Source organism: Candidatus Marifrigoribacter sp. Uisw_064, assembly GCF_047730175.1.
GTDB lineage: Bacteria > Bacteroidota > Bacteroidia > Flavobacteriales > Flavobacteriaceae > Marifrigoribacter.
On record NZ_CP159833.1, the window covers coordinates 169,419 to 191,353 of the forward strand.

Annotated in this window: 23 protein-coding genes; 9 read left to right on the forward strand and 14 right to left on the reverse strand. The window is 31.2% G+C overall.

All coding sequences use genetic code 11. The features are described 5' to 3' along the window. Positions 1-153: 153 nt before the first annotated feature. A complete protein-coding gene (locus tag ABXT64_RS00770; protein WP_443633486.1) occupies positions 154-378 on the reverse strand; it encodes a hypothetical protein in 225 nt (74 codons plus the stop codon). Between the two features lie 26 nt (positions 379-404). Beyond that, the gene (locus tag ABXT64_RS00775; protein ID WP_443633487.1) at positions 405-1,202 is read right to left on the reverse strand and encodes a DUF1853 family protein; all 798 of its coding nucleotides are present in this window, start codon (positions 1,200-1,202) and stop codon (positions 405-407) included. A 1,209-nt stretch (positions 1,203-2,411) separates the two neighbouring features. Between ABXT64_RS00775 and rmuC the strand changes: the two genes are divergently transcribed. Further along, a complete protein-coding gene (gene rmuC / locus ABXT64_RS00780) occupies positions 2,412-3,731 on the forward strand; it encodes a DNA recombination protein RmuC (protein WP_443634893.1) in 1,320 nt (439 codons plus the stop codon). 126 nt (positions 3,732-3,857) lie between these two features. Here rmuC and ABXT64_RS00785 read toward each other — a convergent pair whose 3' ends face one another. From ABXT64_RS00785 to rpmH, 6 genes are all read right to left on the reverse strand, one after another. Further along, a complete protein-coding gene (locus ABXT64_RS00785) occupies positions 3,858-4,727 on the reverse strand; it encodes a DUF5777 family beta-barrel protein (RefSeq protein ID WP_443633488.1) in 870 nt (289 codons plus the stop codon). Between the two features lie 2 nt (positions 4,728-4,729). After that, complete coding sequence (locus ABXT64_RS00790) at positions 4,730-5,107, reverse strand: OB-fold protein (protein WP_443633489.1); 378 nt, start codon at positions 5,105-5,107, stop codon at positions 4,730-4,732. Positions 5,108-5,117: 10 nt separating this feature from the next. Then, complete coding sequence (locus ABXT64_RS00795) at positions 5,118-5,669, reverse strand: YceI family protein (RefSeq protein ID WP_443633490.1); 552 nt, start codon at positions 5,667-5,669, stop codon at positions 5,118-5,120. Positions 5,670-5,680: 11 nt separating this feature from the next. Then, positions 5,681-6,055 carry a c-type cytochrome gene (locus tag ABXT64_RS00800; RefSeq protein WP_443633491.1) on the reverse strand — a complete coding sequence of 125 codons (375 nt, stop codon included), beginning with the start codon at positions 6,053-6,055 and terminating at the stop codon, positions 5,681-5,683. A gap of 114 nt (positions 6,056-6,169) precedes the next feature. Then, positions 6,170-9,022 (reverse strand): carbamoyl-phosphate synthase large subunit, encoded by a 2,853-nt coding sequence (carB, locus tag ABXT64_RS00805; protein ID WP_443633492.1) that lies wholly within the window; start codon positions 9,020-9,022, stop codon positions 6,170-6,172. Between the two features lie 103 nt (positions 9,023-9,125). After that, positions 9,126-9,287 carry a 50S ribosomal protein L34 gene (rpmH, locus tag ABXT64_RS00810; RefSeq protein WP_443633493.1) on the reverse strand — a complete coding sequence of 54 codons (162 nt, stop codon included), beginning with the start codon at positions 9,285-9,287 and terminating at the stop codon, positions 9,126-9,128. Between the two features lie 270 nt (positions 9,288-9,557). Between rpmH and ABXT64_RS00815 the strand changes: the two genes are divergently transcribed. Together ABXT64_RS00815 and ABXT64_RS00820 are read left to right on the forward strand one after the other, a co-directional pair. Beyond that, positions 9,558-10,124: a DUF2892 domain-containing protein gene (locus ABXT64_RS00815; protein ID WP_443633494.1), complete on the forward strand. Its 567-nt coding sequence runs from the start codon at positions 9,558-9,560 to the stop codon at positions 10,122-10,124. A gap of 126 nt (positions 10,125-10,250) precedes the next feature. Further along, a complete protein-coding gene (locus ABXT64_RS00820; protein ID WP_443633495.1) occupies positions 10,251-10,949 on the forward strand; it encodes a TlpA family protein disulfide reductase in 699 nt (232 codons plus the stop codon). Here the strand turns inward: ABXT64_RS00820 and ABXT64_RS00825 are convergent, their stop codons facing one another. Genes ABXT64_RS00825 through ABXT64_RS00835 form a run of 3 tightly spaced genes read right to left on the reverse strand, consistent with a single transcriptional unit; the run spans position 10,950 to position 12,981 of the window. Further along, on the reverse strand, positions 10,950-11,318 hold the full coding sequence (locus ABXT64_RS00825; RefSeq protein ID WP_443633496.1) for a sulfite exporter TauE/SafE family protein: 369 nt from the start codon (positions 11,316-11,318) through the stop codon (positions 10,950-10,952). Positions 11,319-11,324: 6 nt separating this feature from the next. After that, a complete protein-coding gene (locus ABXT64_RS00830) occupies positions 11,325-12,260 on the reverse strand; it encodes a lytic transglycosylase domain-containing protein (protein ID WP_443633497.1) in 936 nt (311 codons plus the stop codon). A 58-nt stretch (positions 12,261-12,318) separates the two neighbouring features. Continuing rightward, positions 12,319-12,981 carry an alpha/beta hydrolase gene (locus ABXT64_RS00835; RefSeq protein ID WP_443633498.1) on the reverse strand — a complete coding sequence of 221 codons (663 nt, stop codon included), beginning with the start codon at positions 12,979-12,981 and terminating at the stop codon, positions 12,319-12,321. 175 nt (positions 12,982-13,156) lie between these two features. On the opposite strand from ABXT64_RS00835, the gene ABXT64_RS00840 reads away from it, so the two are divergent. After that, complete coding sequence (locus ABXT64_RS00840; RefSeq protein ID WP_443633499.1) at positions 13,157-13,456, forward strand: GNAT family N-acetyltransferase; 300 nt, start codon at positions 13,157-13,159, stop codon at positions 13,454-13,456. Between the two features lie 5 nt (positions 13,457-13,461). Here ABXT64_RS00840 and mtaB read toward each other — a convergent pair whose 3' ends face one another. Beyond that, a complete protein-coding gene (gene mtaB, locus ABXT64_RS00845) occupies positions 13,462-14,796 on the reverse strand; it encodes a tRNA (N(6)-L-threonylcarbamoyladenosine(37)-C(2))-methylthiotransferase MtaB (protein ID WP_443633500.1) in 1,335 nt (444 codons plus the stop codon). Positions 14,797-14,857: 61 nt separating this feature from the next. Here mtaB and ABXT64_RS00850 point away from each other — a divergent pair, with 61 nt between their 5' ends. Both ABXT64_RS00850 and ABXT64_RS00855 read left to right on the forward strand, forming a co-directional pair. Continuing rightward, a complete protein-coding gene (locus tag ABXT64_RS00850) occupies positions 14,858-16,477 on the forward strand; it encodes an ABC transporter substrate-binding protein (protein ID WP_443633501.1) in 1,620 nt (539 codons plus the stop codon). 177 nt (positions 16,478-16,654) lie between these two features. After that, on the forward strand, positions 16,655-16,819 hold the full coding sequence (locus tag ABXT64_RS00855; protein WP_443633502.1) for a hypothetical protein: 165 nt from the start codon (positions 16,655-16,657) through the stop codon (positions 16,817-16,819). A gap of 22 nt (positions 16,820-16,841) precedes the next feature. Here ABXT64_RS00855 and ABXT64_RS00860 read toward each other — a convergent pair whose 3' ends face one another. Both ABXT64_RS00860 and ABXT64_RS00865 read right to left on the reverse strand, forming a co-directional pair. Beyond that, positions 16,842-18,017 carry a GlmU family protein gene (locus ABXT64_RS00860; RefSeq protein ID WP_443633503.1) on the reverse strand — a complete coding sequence of 392 codons (1,176 nt, stop codon included), beginning with the start codon at positions 18,015-18,017 and terminating at the stop codon, positions 16,842-16,844. Between the two features lie 86 nt (positions 18,018-18,103). Continuing rightward, positions 18,104-18,355, reverse strand: coding sequence for a type B 50S ribosomal protein L31 (locus ABXT64_RS00865; RefSeq protein ID WP_443633504.1), 252 nt, complete (start codon positions 18,353-18,355; stop codon positions 18,104-18,106). Positions 18,356-18,673: 318 nt separating this feature from the next. On the opposite strand from ABXT64_RS00865, the gene ABXT64_RS00870 reads away from it, so the two are divergent. Genes ABXT64_RS00870 through ABXT64_RS00880 form a run of 3 tightly spaced genes read left to right on the forward strand, consistent with a single transcriptional unit; the run spans position 18,674 to position 21,932 of the window. Further along, complete coding sequence (locus tag ABXT64_RS00870) at positions 18,674-19,216, forward strand: DUF4199 domain-containing protein (RefSeq protein WP_443633505.1); 543 nt, start codon at positions 18,674-18,676, stop codon at positions 19,214-19,216. A 3-nt stretch (positions 19,217-19,219) separates the two neighbouring features. Beyond that, on the forward strand, positions 19,220-20,167 hold the full coding sequence (locus ABXT64_RS00875) for a glycosyltransferase family 2 protein (RefSeq protein WP_443633506.1): 948 nt from the start codon (positions 19,220-19,222) through the stop codon (positions 20,165-20,167). 43 nt (positions 20,168-20,210) lie between these two features. Next, positions 20,211-21,932: a phospho-sugar mutase gene (locus ABXT64_RS00880; protein ID WP_443633507.1), complete on the forward strand. Its 1,722-nt coding sequence runs from the start codon at positions 20,211-20,213 to the stop codon at positions 21,930-21,932. The last annotated feature ends 3 nt before the right edge of the window (positions 21,933-21,935 follow it).

Sequence of the window (21,935 nt, forward strand, 5' to 3'; positions counted from 1 at the left end):
ATTAGAATACAAGCGAAATTTTGTGTTCACTCCTACGTTATTTACCTAACTAGAGGTAGCCATTTCTTGTTAAAAGGTAATTATATTCTATCCTGGTATTGTTTTGTTCGTTCCTTTTCAGTTTTAATGTCGGACTATTGCTAGTAATTTGGTTTATTCTATAATTTCGTAGTCAATACTTAGTTTTCGCAAAGCTCTTAATGCAGAACCAGTATTTTTATCATTCAGCTCAATATCCACAGCGTCTCCTTCTAAGAGTATATCTGTAAGCTCATTAGATAAGGATCCATCAATGTTAGATGATATCTCCACAATACAATTAGCGATCGCCCTTCTATCGGGCCTTTGAGCACTACAAGACAATAAATTTAATTTCATAATAATAATTAATTAATTAAACAAAACTACCACCAAATAATAAAAAAAGCTACATAGGTATCTTTATATTTTTGCCAACATAATGGAGCTTGCTTTTCTTTCATACTTGTTTCAATGTATCTTTCTACCCCATTAAAATGGGTCCAGCTTTCATTTTCAGATGGTTCCATTCCCCACTCTTTTTTTGAAGGCATATAATAGTTTTTTTCTGAATTATCACCCCTAATAAATGTCTCAAAATTTATATAATAGCCTTTTATGGCTTTTTCATACATGGGGCTAAAGCTTGCCTTATATTCATAAGGAATAAACAATGAAGCTAATAAACATAATGCTTGAGAAGCTTTATCGACTTCTATTGTATTCAAGGTTGATTTAGTACAATTATGATACAATAAAGGAAATTGTTTTCTTTTTAATTTTTCTAATTTTTCTTTTAATGAATCATTTCTATTCGGGCCAATCCAGTTATTTATTGGCTCCGAAGAGATGCTTGGATCAAATAGGTAAAACTTATACGCCAATTCCATATGGATTAAAGCTTTCGTATTTAGTTCTTCAATAATAAAATCAATTTCACCTATGGTTTTTTTATCTTCAAATACCTGAACGTTTTCATAAAGCACTCTGTAGTTGGAAGATGATTTAATTAATTCAGAAACTATTTTTTCTGCTAAATGCCCCAATCTTATATGGGTTGGTAATTGAAACTCCAGGTCTGTTGTTAGGTTTAATTCCGATAAATTAAAAGTTTGTAAACCCCTAATTGAAAAGTCTAGACTCCTTGCTTCTACTATGGATGTGATCCTTGACTTCCTGTTCATTTTTTAAATTAGCCACAAGGTATTTGTATATGTTTTGTTGCGTGGTTAAGCTCCTAAATTAGGAAATAAAAACGGAATAGAAAATTCGAAGGGAACTTCGTAAGCAAGCTAGGACCTAGCCCTTAATTATATACTTTGTTGGCTCACGTTTTTTAATCAGACTGAGAATCATAATTTTTTAATTCCAAATTTTTTAAAACACTGTCTTTTAGAATAAATGTTATTTTAGTTAATTGTGATTGAATATTTTGTTGCTCTGTTTTTAATTCCAATAGATCTTTTTCATATAGTTCAATAACTTTTTCATTTGAATCTAAATTATTAAAGAATGAGACTATTGCGATAATGGCGTTAGTGATTAATAAAAGGTCTTTTATACTTGGAACAATTAAATCTTTTAAATATTTATTTCTTTTGTATTCAAAGTGTTTTAAATTCAGACATTCTTTGGCTTTTTCTCCTAATACATATCCGTAACCATTCTCTCCAGTAATACCTCTTAAACAGTTTAGTTACTTTAATTCGCTTGTAATTTCTCTAATTGTTTCTATTGAAAGTTTAAATTTCCTTGATAGATACTCGTCATCAGATAAAGATTGCATTCCTTTTTATTGATACTCTTTTGAAGAAAACCAATTTTCATTTTTTTCAGTAATTGATTTTAAAACTCTATCATGATATTTATATCTATTGAAAATGTTATTCATTCGTGATATTTATTTCAAATGTTACACAACGTATTACATAAAATACTTCACTATTCTTATCCCATCATTTTAAGAGGATAAAATTTCTTTGCTGATTATTACGGACTCCTATTTTTTAAGATTTTTTCTATACTTCAAATAAGCTCTAATTAAAATAATTGGTATAATTATCAACACCCAACCGAATAAATCTTCCATCATATTTTTTTTTTTTAAATTAAACCACTACACTACAACACCTTATAAACTCATTATAATGAAAATCTTAAACTGATTAATATTGTAGCTCCTCTTTTGCTATAGCCATTAGTTCTAAAAAACACCTTAATAGATAGTAGCCTTAAACTAATTTATATAAACAAATATCCCCAAACCGTTTGCAAAAGCAAACAGGACGGGGATAGAGTATAAAATTACAAAAAATAAAGGAAGTAATCAAAGAATGATATTAAATAAAAAACTATTCTTAAATTTACTTTTTATAAGCATTATCCATTTTTCTATGTCTGAAACCTTTCTTTTTTTAGTTCTTGCCTTTGTCACCATGATCATTGGAGCTTTTATTGGCAGTGTATTTATGCGCCTTAAACATAAATCGACCACCGGTACCTTAGAAGAACGCCTTTCGCAATCCAAATTAAACGAAGAAAAACTACAAGAGCGTTTTGAAAGCGCTATCGATGAACGCGAACACATTCGTGAAGAAAAAGATGAACTCAGCATAGAACTTACCAAGCGTACTTCAGAGCTTCATAACCTAGACGTCAAAAACCGAGAGCAAAAAGCAGAGGTTGAAAAACTACAAGAAAAATTTACCAAGGAATTCGAGAATTTAGCGAACAAGATTTTAGAGGAAAAATCTGAAAAGTTTACCATTCAGAATAGAGAAAACATAAAAAATATTTTAGCTCCCTTACAAGAAAAAATCACCACGTTCGAAAAGAAGGTCGATACTACCCAAAAGGAAAGTATTAGTATGCATTCCGCCTTAAAGGAACAATTATTAGGTTTGAAAGATCTTAATGTACAAATGACCAAAGATGCATCTAATCTAACGCGAGCATTAAAAGGAGATAGTAAACTACAAGGAAACTGGGGTGAATTGGTATTGGAAAGGGTGCTTGAAAAATCTGGACTTGAAAAAGACAGAGAGTATTTTGTGCAACAAAGTTTTACGCTAGAAGATGGTTCTCGTGTGTTACCCGATGTGGTACTTCATCTTCCAGACGGCAAAAAAATGATTATTGACTCCAAGGTATCCATCACTGATTACAGTCGTTTTGTTAATGCTGAAGATGAGGATGAAAAAGAACGCTATTTAAAAGCGCATATCAATTCCATTAATAAACATATCGATCAATTATCTGCTAAGAATTACCAAGATTTATACGATATAGAATCGCCTGACTTTGTATTAATGTTTATCCCTATTGAACCTGCTTTTGCAGTAGCGATAAACCATGACAATCACTTATACAACAAAGCGTTCGAAAAAAATATTGTCATTGTTACTCCTTCTACCCTATTGGCTACATTGCGTACGGTTGATTCTATGTGGAACAATGAAAAGCAGCAGCAAAACGCCTTAGAAATCGCTTCACAAGCAGGAAGATTGTACGATCAATTTGTAAATCTTACGGAAGATTTAATTAAAGTGGGAAATCAGTTAAAAACAGTACAAGGGAGTTATGATGGTACTATGAAAAAATTGACTGGAAAGGGAAACTTGATTACAAAAGTTGAAAGCATTAAAAAATTAGGTATCAAACAAAAGAAACACCTCAACGACAAATTATTAGACCGAGCCAATGACGAAGATTAGTTCTTTGAAGTAATACACAAACAAAAAAGGAAAGAATAGATTGGTTTCATGTCTTTTTATTTTAAAGACATGAAAAAAAAGCGCTTTCTTGAGAAAAGCACTTTTTTTTATTTTATAAAATTGGTCTTAAAACACCCTACTTAAGTTAAATCCGAAAAAGAAATCGGTACTTCCCCAATCTCCTGTGGCATTAATAATATATCCTTCTTCAAACATCGCTTGAGCATTAGAAAAATGCACTTGAAACACGTGTCCACCAGTTTCTATATCAACTCCTACAGATAATGGGTCTCTAAAATTAGAATTACTATTTCTGTTTAAATGAAGTCCATAATCTAAATTAATACTCACACGTTTCGAAATTTTATATCTACCTCCCAATCCAACTGCAAACTGATCATTATCTTCATCATAAGTATCTGCACCATCAAAACTTCGAGTTGCAAGGTTCTCATGAATATAAGTAGGGGCTAGTAAAAAAGAAAATTTTTCTGAAAACTTTCTAGACACTAACACTTGTGATGTATAAGTAAACTTATGTCCAAAATCTAAATTAGGATACACATCATCATTTAATGAATTATTCATTGTTACTAAATTATACCCTACTACTGCGACAGGTGATCCATCAGATTTTTGATGTACTAACCTATATTTTGCATGTAATCCATATTTCTGATTGAGCGAGCTTCGAGCTACCCCTAGATTCAACCAATCATTAATACCATAAATAAATTTTATTTGTGTTAAAGATTCGTCAAGTCCAAATAAATCTTCGATCCCATTTTTTACGGTTCCAAAGCGGTGTGATATAATAAGATAAAAATCTTTTTTACTTACTAATTTTGTTGTTTCAAAATTGACCACTTTAAGCCCTTTAAAAGCAGATTCAACAGTAGTATCTTCAACTACATCGCCTTCTAATTCGCTTAATAAATCATCTTGTGAAAAGGTGATAAACGGAACTAAAAGACAAAAGAATAATGTTTTTTTCATAGTTATTTTATAAGGTTAGATTGATCAAATTTTACAATTTCGAAAAGATCGTCGTATCCTATACAACGTCCTTTAATAGTTACTTTATCATTTATAGAAGTTCCAGAAACAACCGCATCAAAACTGCATTGCACAGCATTGTCTAAAGTAACAAAATTGGCACCTATTTCAGTAATAGTCCCTGAAACTTCAATTGTTTTATTTAATTCATCCGCAGAATCATTCGCTTTAAAAATAGCTGCTAATTCTGTTGCATATATCGATTTAAAAGCTTCTTCTGTATTAATATCTCTATGATCTTGGTACATATAATTGTATCCGAAATATAAACCAAGCACAAATATTAAAGCCAATATGACTAGATTACGTCTTTTTTTCATAGGTATTGATTTAGATTATTAATTTAAGACGGTATGTTGTTAAAACATTAATTTCTTCAGCAATTTTACTACTCACAACTTTTGGAATTTCTATATTAAAATCTGATGGTTTTAATACAAAACTTGTAGTAAGCATAAGTACAGATCCATCCTTTTTTATCATTACTAGAGCTTCAATATCTTTATCAGTTCCATGCATATTCACAGTACCTGATACCGTAAATGTTTGTTCTACTTCAGAAACTTGAGAAAGATCAAAATCTTTAATTTTTCCTCTAAATGTAGTTTTTGGAAATTTTGAAGACTCCGCATAATTTTCATTAAAGTGCTCTTCCATTAATGCTACTTTAAATCGGAATCCTTTCATTAAAGCTAAGCTAGCAAAAGTTCCATCTTCTTTTAGTATAGCACTTACATTTTCATTTTTAGCTTTTACTTCTTCAAAAGAAGGTACTGAAGCTTCAAAATTAATGGTTCCTGTTTTAGTACTAAAAAATTGTTGTGCACTTAATGTAAGTGAAATGCTAACGAAACATAAAACTGTAAGAATAAATTTTTTCATAATATTTTTTTTTAATTTTCTAACAAACCATCTTCATTCCATTGAACAATTAAAGCAATTGTAGCTGGTGGCAATCTTGTACCTCCAGCAGGCATCATACCACCTTCTCCTTGAATTCTACTAATACGATCTATCAATCCTCTATTTTGAACAGCATCTTTTATATTTTGATAGGTTACTAAAGACATTGGCGCTCCATTTTGAGTTGGATTTGAATGGCAAGCAATACAATTACTTGCAAAAATGGATTGTACATTCTGATAGGTTACATTTTCAATTGTAATAACTTCTTCAACTGAGATATCATCTAAAGTATCATTAGAACAGTTTACAAAAAGCAATAAAATAAAGGTTCCTGTAAGGAATCGTAGGAATTGATTTTTCATGTATTAATTGTTTTGTTTAATAATATAACAGCATAGTTACTAAATATCCTGATAAAAATAACAATATATTTTAAACAATAGCTAAACCAAAAAAAAATAGTATTAAAATATTTATTATTTACTTAAATACATTTTCCTACGAGAATATAATTCGTAAAACTCATCGTCTTTTAAGCTATCAATAAATAATATACTCTCCCCTGTACTCTTCATCTCAGGTCCTAATTGTTTATTCACATTAGGAAACTTATCAAAACTGAAGACAGGTTGTTTAATCGCATACCCCTCTAATTTTGGGTTAAATTTAAAGTCTTTCACTTTCTTTTCTCCGAGCATTACTTTCGTTGCATAATTCACATAAGGCTCTCCATACGCTTTAGAAATAAAAGGAACCGTTCTTGAAGCTCTAGGATTGGCTTCAATTATATAAACAATGTCTTCTTTAATTGCAAACTGAACATTAATTAACCCTACTGTATTTAACTCTAAAGCTATTTTCTTAGTATGGTCTTTAATTTGTTGCATTACTAACTCTCCTAAATTAAAAGGCGGTAAGATAGAGTTACTATCACCAGAATGAATACCACAAGGCTCAATATGTTCCATAATTCCAATTATGTATACATCTTCTCCATCACATATTGCATCTGCTTCAGCTTCTATAGCTCCATCTAAATAATGATCTAATAATAACTGATTTCCTGGCATTCGCCGTAATAAATCAACGACATGTTTTTCTAATTCTTCCTTATTGATAACAATTTTCATTCCTTGACCTCCTAAAACATAAGAAGGTCTTACCAATATTGGGAAGTCTAAAACATCTGCAATAGCTGAAGCTTCGTCAGCTGTAGTTGCTATATCAAATTCAGGATAAGGAATATTATTCTCTTTTAATAATCTTGAAAAATGACCTCTATCCTCAGCTAAATCCAAAGATTCAAAACTAGTACCTATAATTTTCACACCATATTTAGTTAGCTTTTCCGCTAACTTTAATGCAGTTTGCCCACCTAATTGAACTATAACTCCTTCAGGTTTTTCATGTTTAATGATATCATAAATATGTTCCCAAAATACAGGTTCAAAATATAATTTATCAGCGGTATCAAAATCTGTAGAAACCGTTTCTGGGTTACAATTTATCATAATTGTTTCGTAACCACATTCAGCTGCAGCTAAAACTCCATGAACACAACAATAGTCAAATTCTATTCCTTGACCGATTCTATTTGGACCAGAACCTAAAACAATAATTTTCTTTTTATCGGAAACAACACTGTCATTACTTGAATAACGATGACCATCTGTAGTTTCCATTTCATTTTCAAAGGTTGAATAGTAATAAGGGGTTTTTGCTTTAAATTCAGCAGCACAGGTATCAACTAATTTATAAACTCGATTGACATTTAATTCTTCACGTTTACTATACACTTTACTTTCTAAGCAGCCAAGCATATGAGCAATTTGTCTATCCCCATAGCCTTTTTGTTTCGCTTCCAATAATAATTCCTTATTAATCGTGTCTATATTGAATGTTGAGATTTCTTTTTCAAGTAGATATAAGTCTTCATATTGTTTTAAGAACCACATATCAATTTTTGTGATATCATGGATTCTACTTAATGGTATTCCCATTTTTATGGCATCGTAAATAATAAACACACGATCCCAAGAAGCATAGGTTAATTTTTCAATAATTTCTTCGTAATTTTTATTTTCTTTTCCATCAGCTCCTAATCCATTACGCTTAATCTCAAGAGATTGAGTTGCTTTATGTAGCGCTTCTTGAAATGAACGACCAATCCCCATCACTTCACCAACGGATTTCATTTGTAGTCCTAAAGTTCGTTCTGAACCTTCAAATTTATCGAAATTCCAACGAGGTATTTTAACAATCACGTAATCCAACGTAGGCTCAAATAATGCCGACGTTGATTTTGTAATTTGATTTTGTAATTCATCCAAATGATACCCTAATGCCAATTTAGCTGCAATTTTTGCAATAGGATATCCTGTTGCTTTACTTGCTAAGGCAGAAGAACGCGATACTCTTGGATTAATTTCAATGGCAATAATATCTTCCTTTTTATCTGGAGATATTGCAAATTGCACATTACACCCTCCTGCAAAATCACCAATATTACGCATCATATGGATAGCCATATCACGCATTTTTTGGTATGTTTTATCACTTAAGGTCATTGCAGGAGCAACCGTAATAGAATCTCCTGTATGAATTCCAATTGGATCCATATTCTCTATAGAACAAATAATAACCACATTATCATTTGCATCCCTAAGTAGCTCTAATTCATATTCTTTCCAACCTATTAAAGCTTTATCAATCATCACTTCATGAATAGGAGATATCTCTAATCCACGTGTCAATAACTCATCGAAATCTTCCTCCTTATGGACAAAAGATGCGCCAGCACCACCCAAAGTATAAGACGCTCTAATGATCAAAGGAAAGCCAAATTCCTGAGCAATTTCTTTCCCTTTTAAGAAAGAGTTAGCGGTAGCTTGAGGCGCCATAGGAATTCCTATTTTAAGCATCAATTCTCTAAACTGCTCTCTATCTTCAGTAATATTAATTGCATCTATATTTACACCAATAATTTTAACATCAAAATCTTTCCAAATTCCTTTCTCATCGGCTTCAATACATAAATTTAAAGCAGTTTGACCACCCATTGTTGGCAATACTGCATCAATTTGTGGATGTTCTTTAAGGATTTTTATAATAGATTTTGAAGTAAGCGGCAACAAATAAATATGATCTGCCATAGAAGGGTCAGTCATAATTGTTGCAGGATTTGAATTAATCAAAACCGTTTCTATTCCATCTTCACGTAAAGAACGTAATGCTTGTGATCCAGAATAGTCGAATTCGCAGGCTTGACCAATTACTATAGGTCCTGAGCCGATAATTAATATAGAAGAGAGTTTATTGTTTTTTGGCATTTTTAAATAGCTTTTTTCAGTGGACTAAAATTACGACTCATTAGGGTATAAAAAAAAGGTGTTGCTCTAAGAACAACACCTTTTTATATTTTTTTTATCAACATTATTTTTTGTGACGAGTTTCAGATGAAACAGATATTTTCTTTCTGCCTTTTGCTCTTCTAGCAGCCAATACTTTTCTACCGCTTACTGAAGCCATGCGTTCTCTAAAACCATGTTTATTTCTTCTTTTCCTTTTTGAAGGCTGAAATGTTCTTTTACTCATTATAATATATCTTTAAAATCTGAATAGTATTCTTTAAAAGGCTCTGAAAATCTATTATTCAAAACCGAGTGCAAATATACAATCATTTTTCATTCTACAAACCTTAATTAAAAAATAATTCAACTTATTTTATATTGATTATTAAAGGTGTCAAGTGCATTATAAATGAAATTAATAAAAGATATATAAATATGAATTATTTACAAGGTTTGAAATTATTAATTAATCCAATGTTTTTATACCTTTGGCAGCCAAATATAAATAGAATTCATGTTCAATAAAAATATAAAATTAGTTTTAACAGCATTAATAATAGGAGTTGCTGTTTGGCAATTTATTCAAGGAAACATTGGTAATGGTATTATGTATATCTTATTATCTACTATTTTTATATTTCTTTATTTTAAAAATGAAATTATACTTCTTTCTTTTCTAAGGTTGCGTAAGCAAGATTTTCCTGGCGCTAAAAAATGGTTGGATAAAATTAAAAACCCTAAAGGTTCATTAACTAGAAAACAACAAGGATATCATAGTTACTTAAATGGCTTAATGGTTTCACAGACCAATATGAACGAAGCTGAAAGATATTTTAAAGAAGCCATAAGTTTAGGCTTATCAATGGACGCAGATTTGGCAATGGCTAAACTAAATTTAGCTGGAATTGCAATGTCAAAAAACAGAAAAAGAGAGGCTGAATCTTTACTTTCAGAAGCAAAAAAGATTGACAAACATAATATGCTTGATGAACAAATTAAAATGATGAAACAGCAAATGAAAAAAGTAGGTCAACCCAAACAACAATTTGGCCGTGGTGCTGGAAGAGGTGGCAGACGATAGTCTTTTTCATCCTTAATCAATTATACCTTTAACGCATTTCATCTGTTGTTTTTTGCGCTTAACCCCCTAATAACCTGTGTTTTGTAATAAATGACTACATTCGTAATTGTAAATTAACAATTGCCTATGGGTAGAAAACTACTTTTCCTTTTCTTATTGGTTACGTTTACATCTCTATCGCAAGATAAAGAGCCTAAGATTCTATTTTCTAAAGCTATTGGTGAGAATATAAAAACCTATACACATAAGTCACAAAACGCATATTCTAAAGGAGAATATGAAAAGGCCAAGTTCCTATTTGATTCGTTAATTAATAATGTCATCAATGGAAGTTATTTGGATAACTTTAAAGTGAAAAAATTATCAGGCCGCAAGATCGAATTAAATCATTTTAAAAAACCTGTCTTTTTAATGACTTATGCTTCTTGGTGTGCGCCAGGTAAAGGAGAAATACCTGCTCTTAATGACATTGCTAAACAATACTATAAGGAAATTGACTTTGTAATTTTATTTTGGGATACAAAAAAGAAAGTTAGAAAAGCATCAACATATTACAATCGTAAAATAACGATTCTTTATATTGATGAAAAAGAAAACATCCACGATCATATTATTGAACTTATGAAACACAGTGTTGGGTTTCCAACATCATTTTTTATTGATGAAGATAAAAAAATTATTGATGTTAGGCGTGGAGTTTTACATCCATATGATGAGGAATTTGAGGTTTCTTTCGAACTCAATCATAATTCATTTTTAAAAGGTATAGAATTGCTTAAAAAATATAAAAAAGAAAAGGGAACTTTAGCAGAAAAGATTAAATAATTACTTTCCAAAAAACATTTTAATCGCTATAATAAGTAATATTACACTAAATACTTTTTTCATCATTTCTTGATTGATTGAAATCGCAAATTTAGATCCAAAATATCCTCCAACAACAAATGATAATCCAATAATCAAGGCAAATTTCCAATTAACATATCCTTCGTTATAATAATTAAACGCTGCTAAAAATGTTACTGGAATGGCTAACACGGCAAGACTGGTTCCCTGGGCTTCATGTTGAGAAAAACCCAACAAAACAATCATAAGAGGAATCATAATTACGCCCCCTCCTACTCCCATAAATCCACTAAATACGCCAGCTAATAGCCCAATTACAATTAAAGAAATAATTAGAGTTAAATTCATACTCAATTATTGCGCTGTAGTATTATAATGTCCTTCTTCTGGAATTTCAATAAAATATTCTTTCCCAGATGAATTTTTTAAATAGGTGTCACGTAACCAAGGGTTGTGTCTTTTTAATACTTTGTATGTAATATCATGTTCCTGAGAAAATTGAGCAAAATCTGCTACAGCCGTATCAACTTTTACTTTATAAGTAGGTACAGGAAAGTATAAATCTTTATCTCTAAAGTTAAATCCATACTTTTTTGGATTTAACATTATTTCTTTAAAAGCTAAAATCCTAAAAACATAACGACTTGTTTCATCATTTAGTAACAAATCATAATAGTTCCCCGTTGTTAATTGTCTCTTTTGTTGTTTGCCAATTCCACCATTACCTGCATTGTATGCAGCGGCAGCAAGTGTCCAACTACCGAATCTCTTTTTGGCATCTTTTAAATATTCTGCAGCAACTTTAGTTGCCATTTCTAGGTTATAACGTTCATCAACATAATCGTTAATCTCAAGCCCATATTCTCTACCGGTTCCTTTCATGAATTGCCAAAAACCAGATGCTCCGGCATGTGATCTATCATTCATCAAACCACTTTCAGCAACTGCTAAATATTTAAAATCATCTGGAATACCATGTTTCTTTAATAAAGGTTCTAGGATTGGAAAATATCTATTTGCTCTTTTAAAGATTAATAAACCATTAGATTGCCAATAGGTATTTACTAATAATTCTCTATCAAAACGTTCTCTAACTTCAGGATCATTTAAAGGAACGGTTTCTCCTGCAAAATCCATAGTTTTAGGTATTGGAAGCGCATAAATGTTATAATCATTCACTAATTTCACTTCTAAATTTTCATCTGAAGGTGCGTCTTGCACTGCATTAATTAAAAAACCGCCCAATGCTAAAAGGCCAATAACAAATACTATTTTTGTTGCAAACTTCATAAATTCCTAATTTTAAATAAAGATAAAAAAAATGCGCCTTCAATAACACTATCAACTGCTATTTTTCAATTAATTTAACTATTTCAGAAGAAACAGCTTTTGCTTTATACATTATCATCACATGAGTGCCTTTTTCAATAAGAACACAATCCTTAATATTTTTTATCGGAAAAACTGCGTCATCAATCCCATGTATATGATTTACATTGGGAACTTCCACTTCTCTATTCCAACAAACCATTTGCTCTATAGCCCAATCTAAATAATCTTTATCCCTTACTGATAGGTATTCTTGATATAAAGCCAATCGCTTTTTAGATTTTGGTCCAATTGAAAATTTTGTTAGATCTCCTGCGCTTAAAACTAACTTTGTAGGAACCAGTTTATATGCTTTGGTTTTCTTTGCATATTGTAATCTTTTAGGGGTTTCAAATTTTGTTTTAATACTAGAAATAATAATGAGTTTCTTCAAGGTCAAAAACAAACTCATTTCCTGAACGACAACTCCACCAAACGACACTCCAATAAGAACAGCATCATCATGAATAACTAGTTTAGCAAATCGTTCTGCGTACGATTGCAACGTTTCTTTTTTATAAGGAATTAACCATTCCAATACATGAACTTCATAGCTGTCCTCTGGTAGTATAATATTTTTAAATATCTCTTTACCCGCAGCAAGTCCGGGAACAAAATACACATGAATTTTGGGTTGAAACATGGGGCTTAGCAATAGAATTTAGTCTAGCTCAAATATATTTCGTAAATTTACATCTTATAGGATTACAATCCTAACGTATTTTATTTGATATGATTCCCTGAACATTCATAAAAACAAATATTAGAATAAAATAAAATCTTTTTAGCAATCTATTTCCTTTTTAAATTTACTCCCTATGATTGAAGATGTAGCAATTACCGATAATGAATTTTTAAGACAATTTGAATTAGAAGTAGGCGAAAATATGGCTCGCATTGAATATGCTTTACAAGAAAGAAAAATATTTCTAACCAAATATTGTATGTGTGATGATATGGAAGAACAAGGGTTTAGAGATATTTTTATTAAAGCTGTCTTTGAAGAAGTAAAAGATAGAGGTATTCATTTAGTTCCAACAAGTCCAGAAGTTGCTTCTTTTTTACGAAAAAACAGAAGAAAATATAAAAGTTTACTCCCTATTGGAATAAATATTTAGCAGCACTAATTTAATATTTTTAGCTCAACAAAATTAAATCGCACTAAACCATCATCATCAATTTCAGTAAGCTGAATAGTATGCAATGTATTTACTAATTCAGGATTCCAAGGTGTTTTTACTTTCACATAATTTTCAGTGAAACCATGAATATACCCTTGTTTGTTTTCACCTTCAAATAAAACGGTTCTCGTCGTTTCTAACTGACTTTCATAAAAAGCCCTTCGTTTCTTTACTGAAAGCCCTCTTAGCATCTTACTTCGCTTCTTACGGACATTTAAATCAACCACACCTGCCATTTCAACAGCTTCTGTGTTATCTCTTTCAGAATAAGTAAAAACGTGTAAATATGAAATATCTAATTCATTTAAAAAATGATAGGTTTCTAGAAACAATTCATCAGTTTCCCCAGGAAAACCTACAATAACATCAACTCCAATACAGGCATGAGGCATCACTTCTTTTATTTTGTGAACACGATCAATATATAATTCTTTTAAATAACGACGTTTCATTAATTTTAAAAGATCGTTACTCCCACTTTGCAAAGGAATATGAAAATGAGGTACAAATGTGTTAGAATTTGCTACAAAGTCAATACTTTCATTCTTTAAAAGGTTTGGTTCAATAGAAGAGATTCGAAGTCTTTCAATTCCTTTGACTTCATCTAATTCTTTAATCAACTCTAAAAATGTGTGTTCGTGTTTCTTATTACCATACTCCCCTTTTCCGTAATCACCAATATTTACACCAGTTAACACAATTTCTTTAATTCCTTTTTCTGAAATTTCGACAGCATTATCTAATACATTTTGAAGCGTATCACTTCTAGAAATACCTCTAGCCAAAGGGATTGTACAATAGGTACATTTATAATCACATCCATCCTGAACTTTTAAAAAAGCTCTCGTTCGATCTCCAATTGAATAAGAGCCCACGTAGAAATTGGCCTCTTCAATTTCACAAGAATGTACTTCGCCAAAATCATTTTTAGATAAATCGTTGATATAATCAGTGATTTTAAATTTCTCAGTTGCTCCTAATACTAAATCCACTCCATTAACATCTGCTAATTCTTGTGGCTTCAATTGAGCATAACACCCTACAGCAGCAATAAATGCATCGGGATTACCTTTTTGAGCTTGCTTTACAATGGTCTTAAAACGTTTGTCTGCATTTTCGGTCACACTACAAGTGTTGATCACATACATATCTGCTTTTTCAGAAAAATCTACCCGATCAAATCCTTCATTTATAAAGTCTCTGGCAATCGTAGAAGTCTCACTAAAATTGAGTTTACAACCTAATGTATAAAAAGCGACTTTTTTACTAACGTTCATTCTTGTATTTTTGGCAAATGAAAGGGCAAAAATACAAACTATATTTCGTTCCTAAAAACCTATGCATCATCAAATATTAAAACTAACTTTAAGAATATCAATACTTTGCATTACACTTTTTTTAAGTTCTTGTGGAGTTGATTCTAAAAACGATAAAGAGCATTTAGTTTTTAGATATAATGAGCACAGTAATATTGGCACATTAGATCCTGCATTTGCAAGTAATCCTCAAATTATTTGGCCTACCAATCAGTTATATAATAGTTTGGTTCAATTAGATGACTCTTTACAAATTCAACCTGATATTGCAAAGAGCTGGGAAATTATAGATAGTACGTGTACTTTTTATTTTAATTTGAAAAGCGATGTTTATTTCCATAAAAATAAAGTCTTTGGAAAAGATTCAACTCGAACCGTAACAGCACATGATTTTGAATATAGTTATAATCGATTAATAGATCCAAAAGTTGCTTCCCCAGGTAGATGGGTTATGAATTATGTAGAGTTAGCAGTAGCTGAGAATGATTCGGTTTTTAAAATCATGCTAAAGGAACCATTTCCTGCATTTTTAGGAATGTTAGGAATGCGTTATTTTTCGGTAGTTCCAAAAGAAGCAGTCGAATACTATGGCAATGATTTTCGATCTAACCCAGTGGGTACAGGGCCTTTTATGTTTAAGCTTTGGGAAGAAAATGTAAAACTTGTACTTCGAAAGAACCCCTTGTATTTTGAAAAAGACGAAATGGGTAATTCTTTACCTTATCTAGAAGCAGTAGCGATTACTTTTTTACCAGACAAACAGAGTGAATTTTTACAGTTTGTACAGGGAAGATTAGATTTTGTTTCAGGATTGGATAATTCATATAAAGATGAAATTGTAACTACAAGAGGTGAGCTACAAGAAGAGTACAAGGATCGAGTAAATCTTATTACCAGTGCTTATTTAAATACAGAGTATTTAGGGGTTTTTATGGAAGGAGAATCCTCTGCCTTGCAATCCAAAAAAATAAGACAAGCTATTAACTATGGTTTCGATCGCCAAAAAATGATTACTTATCTTAGAAATGGAATGGGTACTCCAGCAGTTCATGGTTTTATTCCGAAAGGATTACCAGGTTTTACTGAAATAGAAGGCTATGATTATCAACCTGAAAAAGCCAAAGAGTTAATTACACAATACATAGCAGAAACTGGAAATGATAGACCTAGTATATCCATTGGCACGAATAGCCAATACTTAGATTTATGTGAATTTATTCAACGTGAACTTGAAAAGCTAGGCATTTCTGTTAGTATCGATGTGATGCCTCCATCAACCTTACGCCAAATGAAATCCTCAGGTGAACTTGATATTTTTAGAGCAAGTTGGATAGCAGATTATCCCGATGCTGAAAATTATTTATCCCTTTTTTATAGCCCGAATTTTACGCCAAACGGTCCTAATTATACACATTTTAAAAACAAAGTATTTGATAGTTTATATGTGCAGTCATTGTCTTTAATAAACATAGATGAAAGAAAAGTTTTATATACAAAAATGGATTCTATTGTTATTTCTGAAGCACCTGTTATTCCTTTGTATTATGATATGGCGATCCGTTTTGTCAATAAAAAGGTGAGCGGATTAGGAATTAATCCTCAAAACTTTTTGGTTTTGAAAAAAGTAAAGAAAGAAAAGTAGTAAAATAACTGTAACAGGATAAATTATTTCTAGACTGATAAATAAAAACTCATGAGTATTCAGGTTATGATTTCTTCTCTTAAAAACAACGATAGGAGAAAAAAACGTGATACTGTTTTTGAAAAAGGAAAAAATCAAACTAAATCAAGTTTTGGTTAATTTGTAGATCATAAACAGATGAACACCTATGAATATGCTGCTTTTCAGAAAAAAGTGTTTAAAGAAAAAAAGAGGCAAAAGAAAAGAACCAAAATATTGATTCTTATTTCTATTATCTTAGCTATTAGCATATTAATAACCTTGCCCTATATTATTGAATTTGGGTTTGATACGAGTTATTAAGAGGTAACATTCTCAATTGAAACTAACTACGTCTCCATTGAGAAGTTTCTTCAAAAACATGTTCTAATATTTTTGCTTCTTCTTCAGTAAACTCTATATCACGTCTAGACATTACAACTTTTGCAACTTCAAATGCTTTTTTAGTTAAGTAGGTGGTCATTCCTGCACTTCCACCCCAACTAAAGCTTGGTACAAAATTTCTTGGAAATCCACTTCCGAAGATATTTGCACTCACCCCCACTACAGTACCTGTATTAAACATAGTATTGATACCACATTTACTGTGGTCACCCATCATAAGACCACAAAACTGTAGACCAGTTCTTGCAAATCCTTCAGTTTCATAATCCCAAAGGCGAACTTCAGCATAATTATTCTTTAAATTTGAGTTGTTGGTATCTGCACCTAAATTACACCATTCTCCAATAACAGAATTTCCTAGAAATCCGTCGTGACCTTTATTACTATACCCAAAAATCACTGAATTATTTACCTCTCCTCCTACTTTACTATGCGGCCCAATGGTGGTGGGTCCATAAATTTTTGCGTTCATCTTTAAAGTTGCATGTTCGCATAATGCAAAAGGGCCTCTAACCATAGAACCTTCCATGATTTCGGAGTTTTTTCCTATATAAATTGGTCCATTTGTAGCATTAAGAGAACATAATGGCAATAGTGCGCCTTCTTCAATGAAAATATTTTTTTCATTGAAAGCAACAGCATTTTTAGGAATAGGCTGTGTTGTTCTTCCTTCCGTAATTAAATCGAAATCTTTTTGTATTGCCTCACCGTTTAGTTTATAAATATCCCACGTATGTTCTATCCGAAGTATGTCATCAAAAGTATATTGTATTACTTCAAACGTATCAAAATCTACTTCTTGGTCTTCATTTGCAAAAAAAGCTAAGGGTTCATCTTTATAAAAAACAGCTTGATTTTCAGTAAGGCCTTTAACAAGGCTAACTAAATTAGAAGAAGGAATAAAAGAGGCATTTATTAAAATGTTTTGTTCCATCTCTACCATAGGATATTTATCAGATAAATAATCTTCTGTAATGGTAGTTGTGGTAGAACCTAGATAATGTTCCCATTTTTCTCTAAGCGTTAAAATTCCAACACGAATATCGGCTACAGGTCGTGTAAAGGTAAATGGTAGTAATTGATTGCGCACAGTTCCATCAAAAAGAATGTAATTCATATTTCAATATTCAGGATTCAAAATTCAAAGCTAAACAAAAAAGCCTTCGATTTCTCGAAGGCTTGTAAAATATATGTAAAGAAATATTATTTCTTAAATTTTGCATATTTAGTTTTAAACTTATCTATACGACCTGCAGTGTCAATAAGTTTCTTCTTACCGGTATAAAAAGGATGAGAAGTTCTAGAAATCTCTAACTTTACTAATGGATACTCAGTTCCATCAACTTCTAGCGTTTCTTTTGTGTTTGCTGTAGACTTAGTTAAAAACACTTCTTCATTAGACATGTCTTTAAATGCTACTAATCTATAATTTTCTGGATGAATACCTTTTCTCATAACTATTTTCCGTAAAAACGGAAATCTCATTAATTAATACTTAATTTTTCTTTCTCCTAACCTTTCAGGATTTCAGTTTGCAAATTTAAGAATTTTATATATATCTGCAATGCTTTTAATAATTTTTTTATAAGAAAAAACAAAGTCATTTCTTTAAACATCTAAAATCATTAAATAATATCACAAAGATAGTACCTATAGGTGTTAGATACAGCTGTAAAAGTACTTTTATTAATCCAAACCGTATTTAATAACATAATCACGTAACATTTTATTACTTTTGTTTACTAACAAACCGAACCAAAAAAACACATTCCAATGGAAACTCAAAAAGTATCAATTAAAAAAATAGCTACTAATCATGGTGTCCTCTTAGGAGGTATACTAGCAGTATTAACTACCCTAATGTATGTAATTGACCTTGAATTAATGACTCAATGGTGGGTAGGTATTATCACATTTTTATTAGCAATAACTGTAGGGATTGTCTCTGTAGCAAAATCTAAAGGAAGTTTAAATGGATTTATCTCTTTTAAGGAAGCCTTTACTTCTTACTTTATAACTATAGCAGTTGGCTTAATAATAAGTGTCTTAATTAGCATTGTAATTTTTAATTTAGTAGATCCTGAAGCAGCTGAATTCCTAAAAGAAAGAATTATGGAGGTTAGTAGAAATATGATGGAAAAATTTGGCGCTCCAGAATCTGAAATTGAAAAAGCTTTAGTTGCGATGCAGGAAGAAGACAGTTTTGGTGTTATCGCTCAATTAAAATCGTATGTTTTTCAACTAGCATTTTATTCAGTATTTGGTCTATTAGTTGCCCTTATTTTAAAAAGAAATGACCCTAACGCAATTGAATAATTAATGAATATTTCTATCGTTATTCCACTTCTTAACGAAGAAGAATCTATCACTGAATTATACCATTGGATTGCTAAAGTTATGCAGTCCAATGGTTATTCATATGAGATTATATTTATTGACGATGGAAGTACAGATTCCTCTTGGAGTATTATTGAAGATATTGCACTAAAAGACAAACAGGTAAAAGGAATTCAATTCGCACAAAATTTTGGAAAATCTCAAGCCTTACACGCTGGTTTTGCAGCTGCTAAAGGTGACGTAGTGATAACCATGGATGCAGATTTACAAGACAACCCTGAAGAAATACCCGATCTTTATACTATGATTATAAATGAAGGGTATCACTTAGTTTCTGGTTGGAAGAAAAAAAGATACGATTCAAAAATTGCAAAAAACTTACCTTCAAAGCTCTTTAATTTTGCTGCAAGAAAAACGTCTGGATTGAAGCTACATGATTTCAATTGTGGCTTGAAAGCCTACCATAAAGATGTGATAAAAAACATTGAAGTAACTGGTGAAATGCACAGATACATTCCTGTATTAGCAAAAAATGCCGGATTTTCAAAAATTGGAGAAAAAGTAGTATTGCATCAAGCCCGGAAATATGGTGAAACAAAATTTGGAATGGAACGATTTACAAGAGGTTTTTTAGATTTAATAACGATTTCATTTCTTTCTCGCTTCGGAAAAAGACCCATGCACTTTTTTGGTACCTGGGGGGCAATACTATTAATGGTTGGATTTTGCTTTTCCCTATATTTAGGAATTGACAAACTATTTATCAATCCTACAGGAAGACTTATTACTGAAAGACCACAATTTTATATTGCCTTAACTTCTATGATTCTTGGAACACAGTTTTTTGTTGCTGGTTTTTTAGGAGAACTTATCTTAAAAAGTAAAAAAGAAACAAAAAACTACACTATTAAAGAACAGCAAAATATATAAGTTATACCTTATTATCATTATTTTTGCAAACTAATATTTCAGAATGATTTACGTAGACCCAAAAATTTTAGAGCGAGTTAATACATGGCTCACTCCATTTTTTGATGAAAATACCCAGCAAAAAATAAAAGACCTTATCGCACTAGAACCTAAGGTCTTAGAAGATAGTTTTTATAAAAATTTAGAATTTGGAACTGGAGGTATGCGTGGTATCATGGGTGTTGGTGACAATCGTATTAATAAATATACGCTTGGAAAAAATACACAGGGACTTTCTAATTATTTAAAAAAACAGTTTCCAAATCAAGTTATTAAAGTTGCAATTGCATATGATTGCCGTCATAATAGTAAAAAATTATCCAAATTAGTTGCCGATGTCTTTTCTGGAAATGGTATTCAAGTCTATTTGTTTTCAGATTTAAGACCTACACCAGAACTTTCTTTTGCAGTAAAACATTTAGATTGTCAATGTGGAATTGTATTAACGGCATCTCATAACCCACCCGAATATAATGGCTATAAAGTATATTGGGAAGATGGTGGTCAATTAGTACCGCCGCAGGATGGTGAAATTATTTCAGAAATAAATAGCTTAGAATATACTGAGGTGAATTTTGAAGCTAATGAATCACTTATCTCCTATATTGATACTGAGGTAGATGAAGCATTTGCAAAAGCTTCTATAGAAAATGGAACTTTTAATACTCCACAGGAAGAAAAAGATCAATTAAAAATAGTTTTTACTTCATTGCATGGTACTTCTATTACCATGATTCCGAAAGTGCTTCAAGAAGCGGGCTATAAAAATGTAACCATTGTTGAAGAACAAGCCGAACCTAACGGAGATTTTCCAACCGTAGTTTCTCCAAATCCTGAAGAACCTGAAGCATTAAAAATGGCAATCGATTTAGCCAAAAAAGAAAATGCAGATATTGTTATAGGAACAGATCCAGATTGTGATCGTTTAGGTATTGCTGTTAAAAATGAAAATGGCGACTTTACCATTATAAATGGCAATCAAGCTATGGTAATAAAAACATACTTTTTATTACAACAATGGAAAGAAAAAGGAAAACTAAATGGTAATCAGTTTATAGCGTCTACCATTGTCTCGACTCCCTTAATTGGTAAAATTGCAAACGCTTTTAATGTCCATTATAAAGAAGGGCTTACAGGTTTTAAATGGATTGCGAAAATGATAAAAGACTTCCCAGAACTTGATTTTATTGGTGGTGGAGAAGAAAGTTTTGGGTATTTAATAGGCGATTTTGTAAGAGATAAAGATGCTGTAACCGCTGCTCTACTTGCTTGTGAAATTGCTGCTCAGGAAAAAGCAAAAGGTAAAAATCTGCTTCAATATTTAGATGAAATTAGTGAAAATTTAGGTTTTTATAAGGAACATTTAATTTCAATTGTAAAAAAAGGAAAAGAAGGTGCCGAAGAGATTTCAAACATGATGAAACAATTTAGAGAAAATCCTTTTACTAAAATTGCTGGACACCAAGTTGTTCGAATTGAAGACTATTTAACAAGTGTTGCAAGAAATACGCTTACAAACACTTCTGAAACTATTGACATACCTAAATCAAATGTGTTAATATACTTTACAGAAGATGGCAGTAAAATAGCAATGAGACCTAGTGGAACCGAACCGAAAATAAAGTTCTATATTAGTGTACATTGTAATGCTGATGAATCTGATACTATAGAAACGTATCTTCAAAAGAAATTAGATACAATAATTTCTTTTTTAAATAACAGTTAACAT

Excerpts from the sequence above, each read along its gene's own strand:
- ABXT64_RS00770 (WP_443633486.1), bottom strand. The coding sequence starts at position 378 with ATGAAATTAAATTTATTGTCTTGTAGTGCTCAAAGGCCCGATAGAAGG.
- ABXT64_RS00775 (WP_443633487.1), bottom strand. The coding sequence starts at position 1,202 with ATGAACAGGAAGTCAAGGATCACATCCATAGTAGAAGCAAGGAGTCTA.
- rmuC (WP_443634893.1), top strand. The coding sequence starts at position 2,412 with ATGTCTGAAACCTTTCTTTTTTTAGTTCTTGCCTTTGTCACCATGATC.
- ABXT64_RS00785 (WP_443633488.1), bottom strand. The coding sequence starts at position 4,727 with ATGAAAAAAACATTATTCTTTTGTCTTTTAGTTCCGTTTATCACCTTT.
- ABXT64_RS00790 (WP_443633489.1), bottom strand. The coding sequence starts at position 5,107 with ATGAAAAAAAGACGTAATCTAGTCATATTGGCTTTAATATTTGTGCTT.
- ABXT64_RS00795 (WP_443633490.1), bottom strand. The coding sequence starts at position 5,669 with ATGAAAAAATTTATTCTTACAGTTTTATGTTTCGTTAGCATTTCACTT.
- ABXT64_RS00800 (WP_443633491.1), bottom strand. The coding sequence starts at position 6,055 with ATGAAAAATCAATTCCTACGATTCCTTACAGGAACCTTTATTTTATTG.
- carB (WP_443633492.1), bottom strand. The coding sequence starts at position 9,022 with ATGCCAAAAAACAATAAACTCTCTTCTATATTAATTATCGGCTCAGGA.
- rpmH (WP_443633493.1), bottom strand. The coding sequence starts at position 9,287 with ATGAGTAAAAGAACATTTCAGCCTTCAAAAAGGAAAAGAAGAAATAAA.
- ABXT64_RS00815 (WP_443633494.1), top strand. The coding sequence starts at position 9,558 with ATGTTCAATAAAAATATAAAATTAGTTTTAACAGCATTAATAATAGGA.
- ABXT64_RS00820 (WP_443633495.1), top strand. The coding sequence starts at position 10,251 with ATGGGTAGAAAACTACTTTTCCTTTTCTTATTGGTTACGTTTACATCT.
- ABXT64_RS00825 (WP_443633496.1), bottom strand. The coding sequence starts at position 11,318 with ATGAATTTAACTCTAATTATTTCTTTAATTGTAATTGGGCTATTAGCT.
- ABXT64_RS00830 (WP_443633497.1), bottom strand. The coding sequence starts at position 12,260 with ATGAAGTTTGCAACAAAAATAGTATTTGTTATTGGCCTTTTAGCATTG.
- ABXT64_RS00835 (WP_443633498.1), bottom strand. The coding sequence starts at position 12,981 with ATGTTTCAACCCAAAATTCATGTGTATTTTGTTCCCGGACTTGCTGCG.
- ABXT64_RS00840 (WP_443633499.1), top strand. The coding sequence starts at position 13,157 with ATGATTGAAGATGTAGCAATTACCGATAATGAATTTTTAAGACAATTT.
- mtaB (WP_443633500.1), bottom strand. The coding sequence starts at position 14,796 with ATGAACGTTAGTAAAAAAGTCGCTTTTTATACATTAGGTTGTAAACTC.
- ABXT64_RS00850 (WP_443633501.1), top strand. The coding sequence starts at position 14,858 with ATGCATCATCAAATATTAAAACTAACTTTAAGAATATCAATACTTTGC.
- ABXT64_RS00855 (WP_443633502.1), top strand. The coding sequence starts at position 16,655 with ATGAACACCTATGAATATGCTGCTTTTCAGAAAAAAGTGTTTAAAGAA.
- ABXT64_RS00860 (WP_443633503.1), bottom strand. The coding sequence starts at position 18,017 with ATGAATTACATTCTTTTTGATGGAACTGTGCGCAATCAATTACTACCA.
- ABXT64_RS00865 (WP_443633504.1), bottom strand. The coding sequence starts at position 18,355 with ATGAGAAAAGGTATTCATCCAGAAAATTATAGATTAGTAGCATTTAAA.
- ABXT64_RS00870 (WP_443633505.1), top strand. The coding sequence starts at position 18,674 with ATGGAAACTCAAAAAGTATCAATTAAAAAAATAGCTACTAATCATGGT.
- ABXT64_RS00875 (WP_443633506.1), top strand. The coding sequence starts at position 19,220 with ATGAATATTTCTATCGTTATTCCACTTCTTAACGAAGAAGAATCTATC.
- ABXT64_RS00880 (WP_443633507.1), top strand. The coding sequence starts at position 20,211 with ATGATTTACGTAGACCCAAAAATTTTAGAGCGAGTTAATACATGGCTC.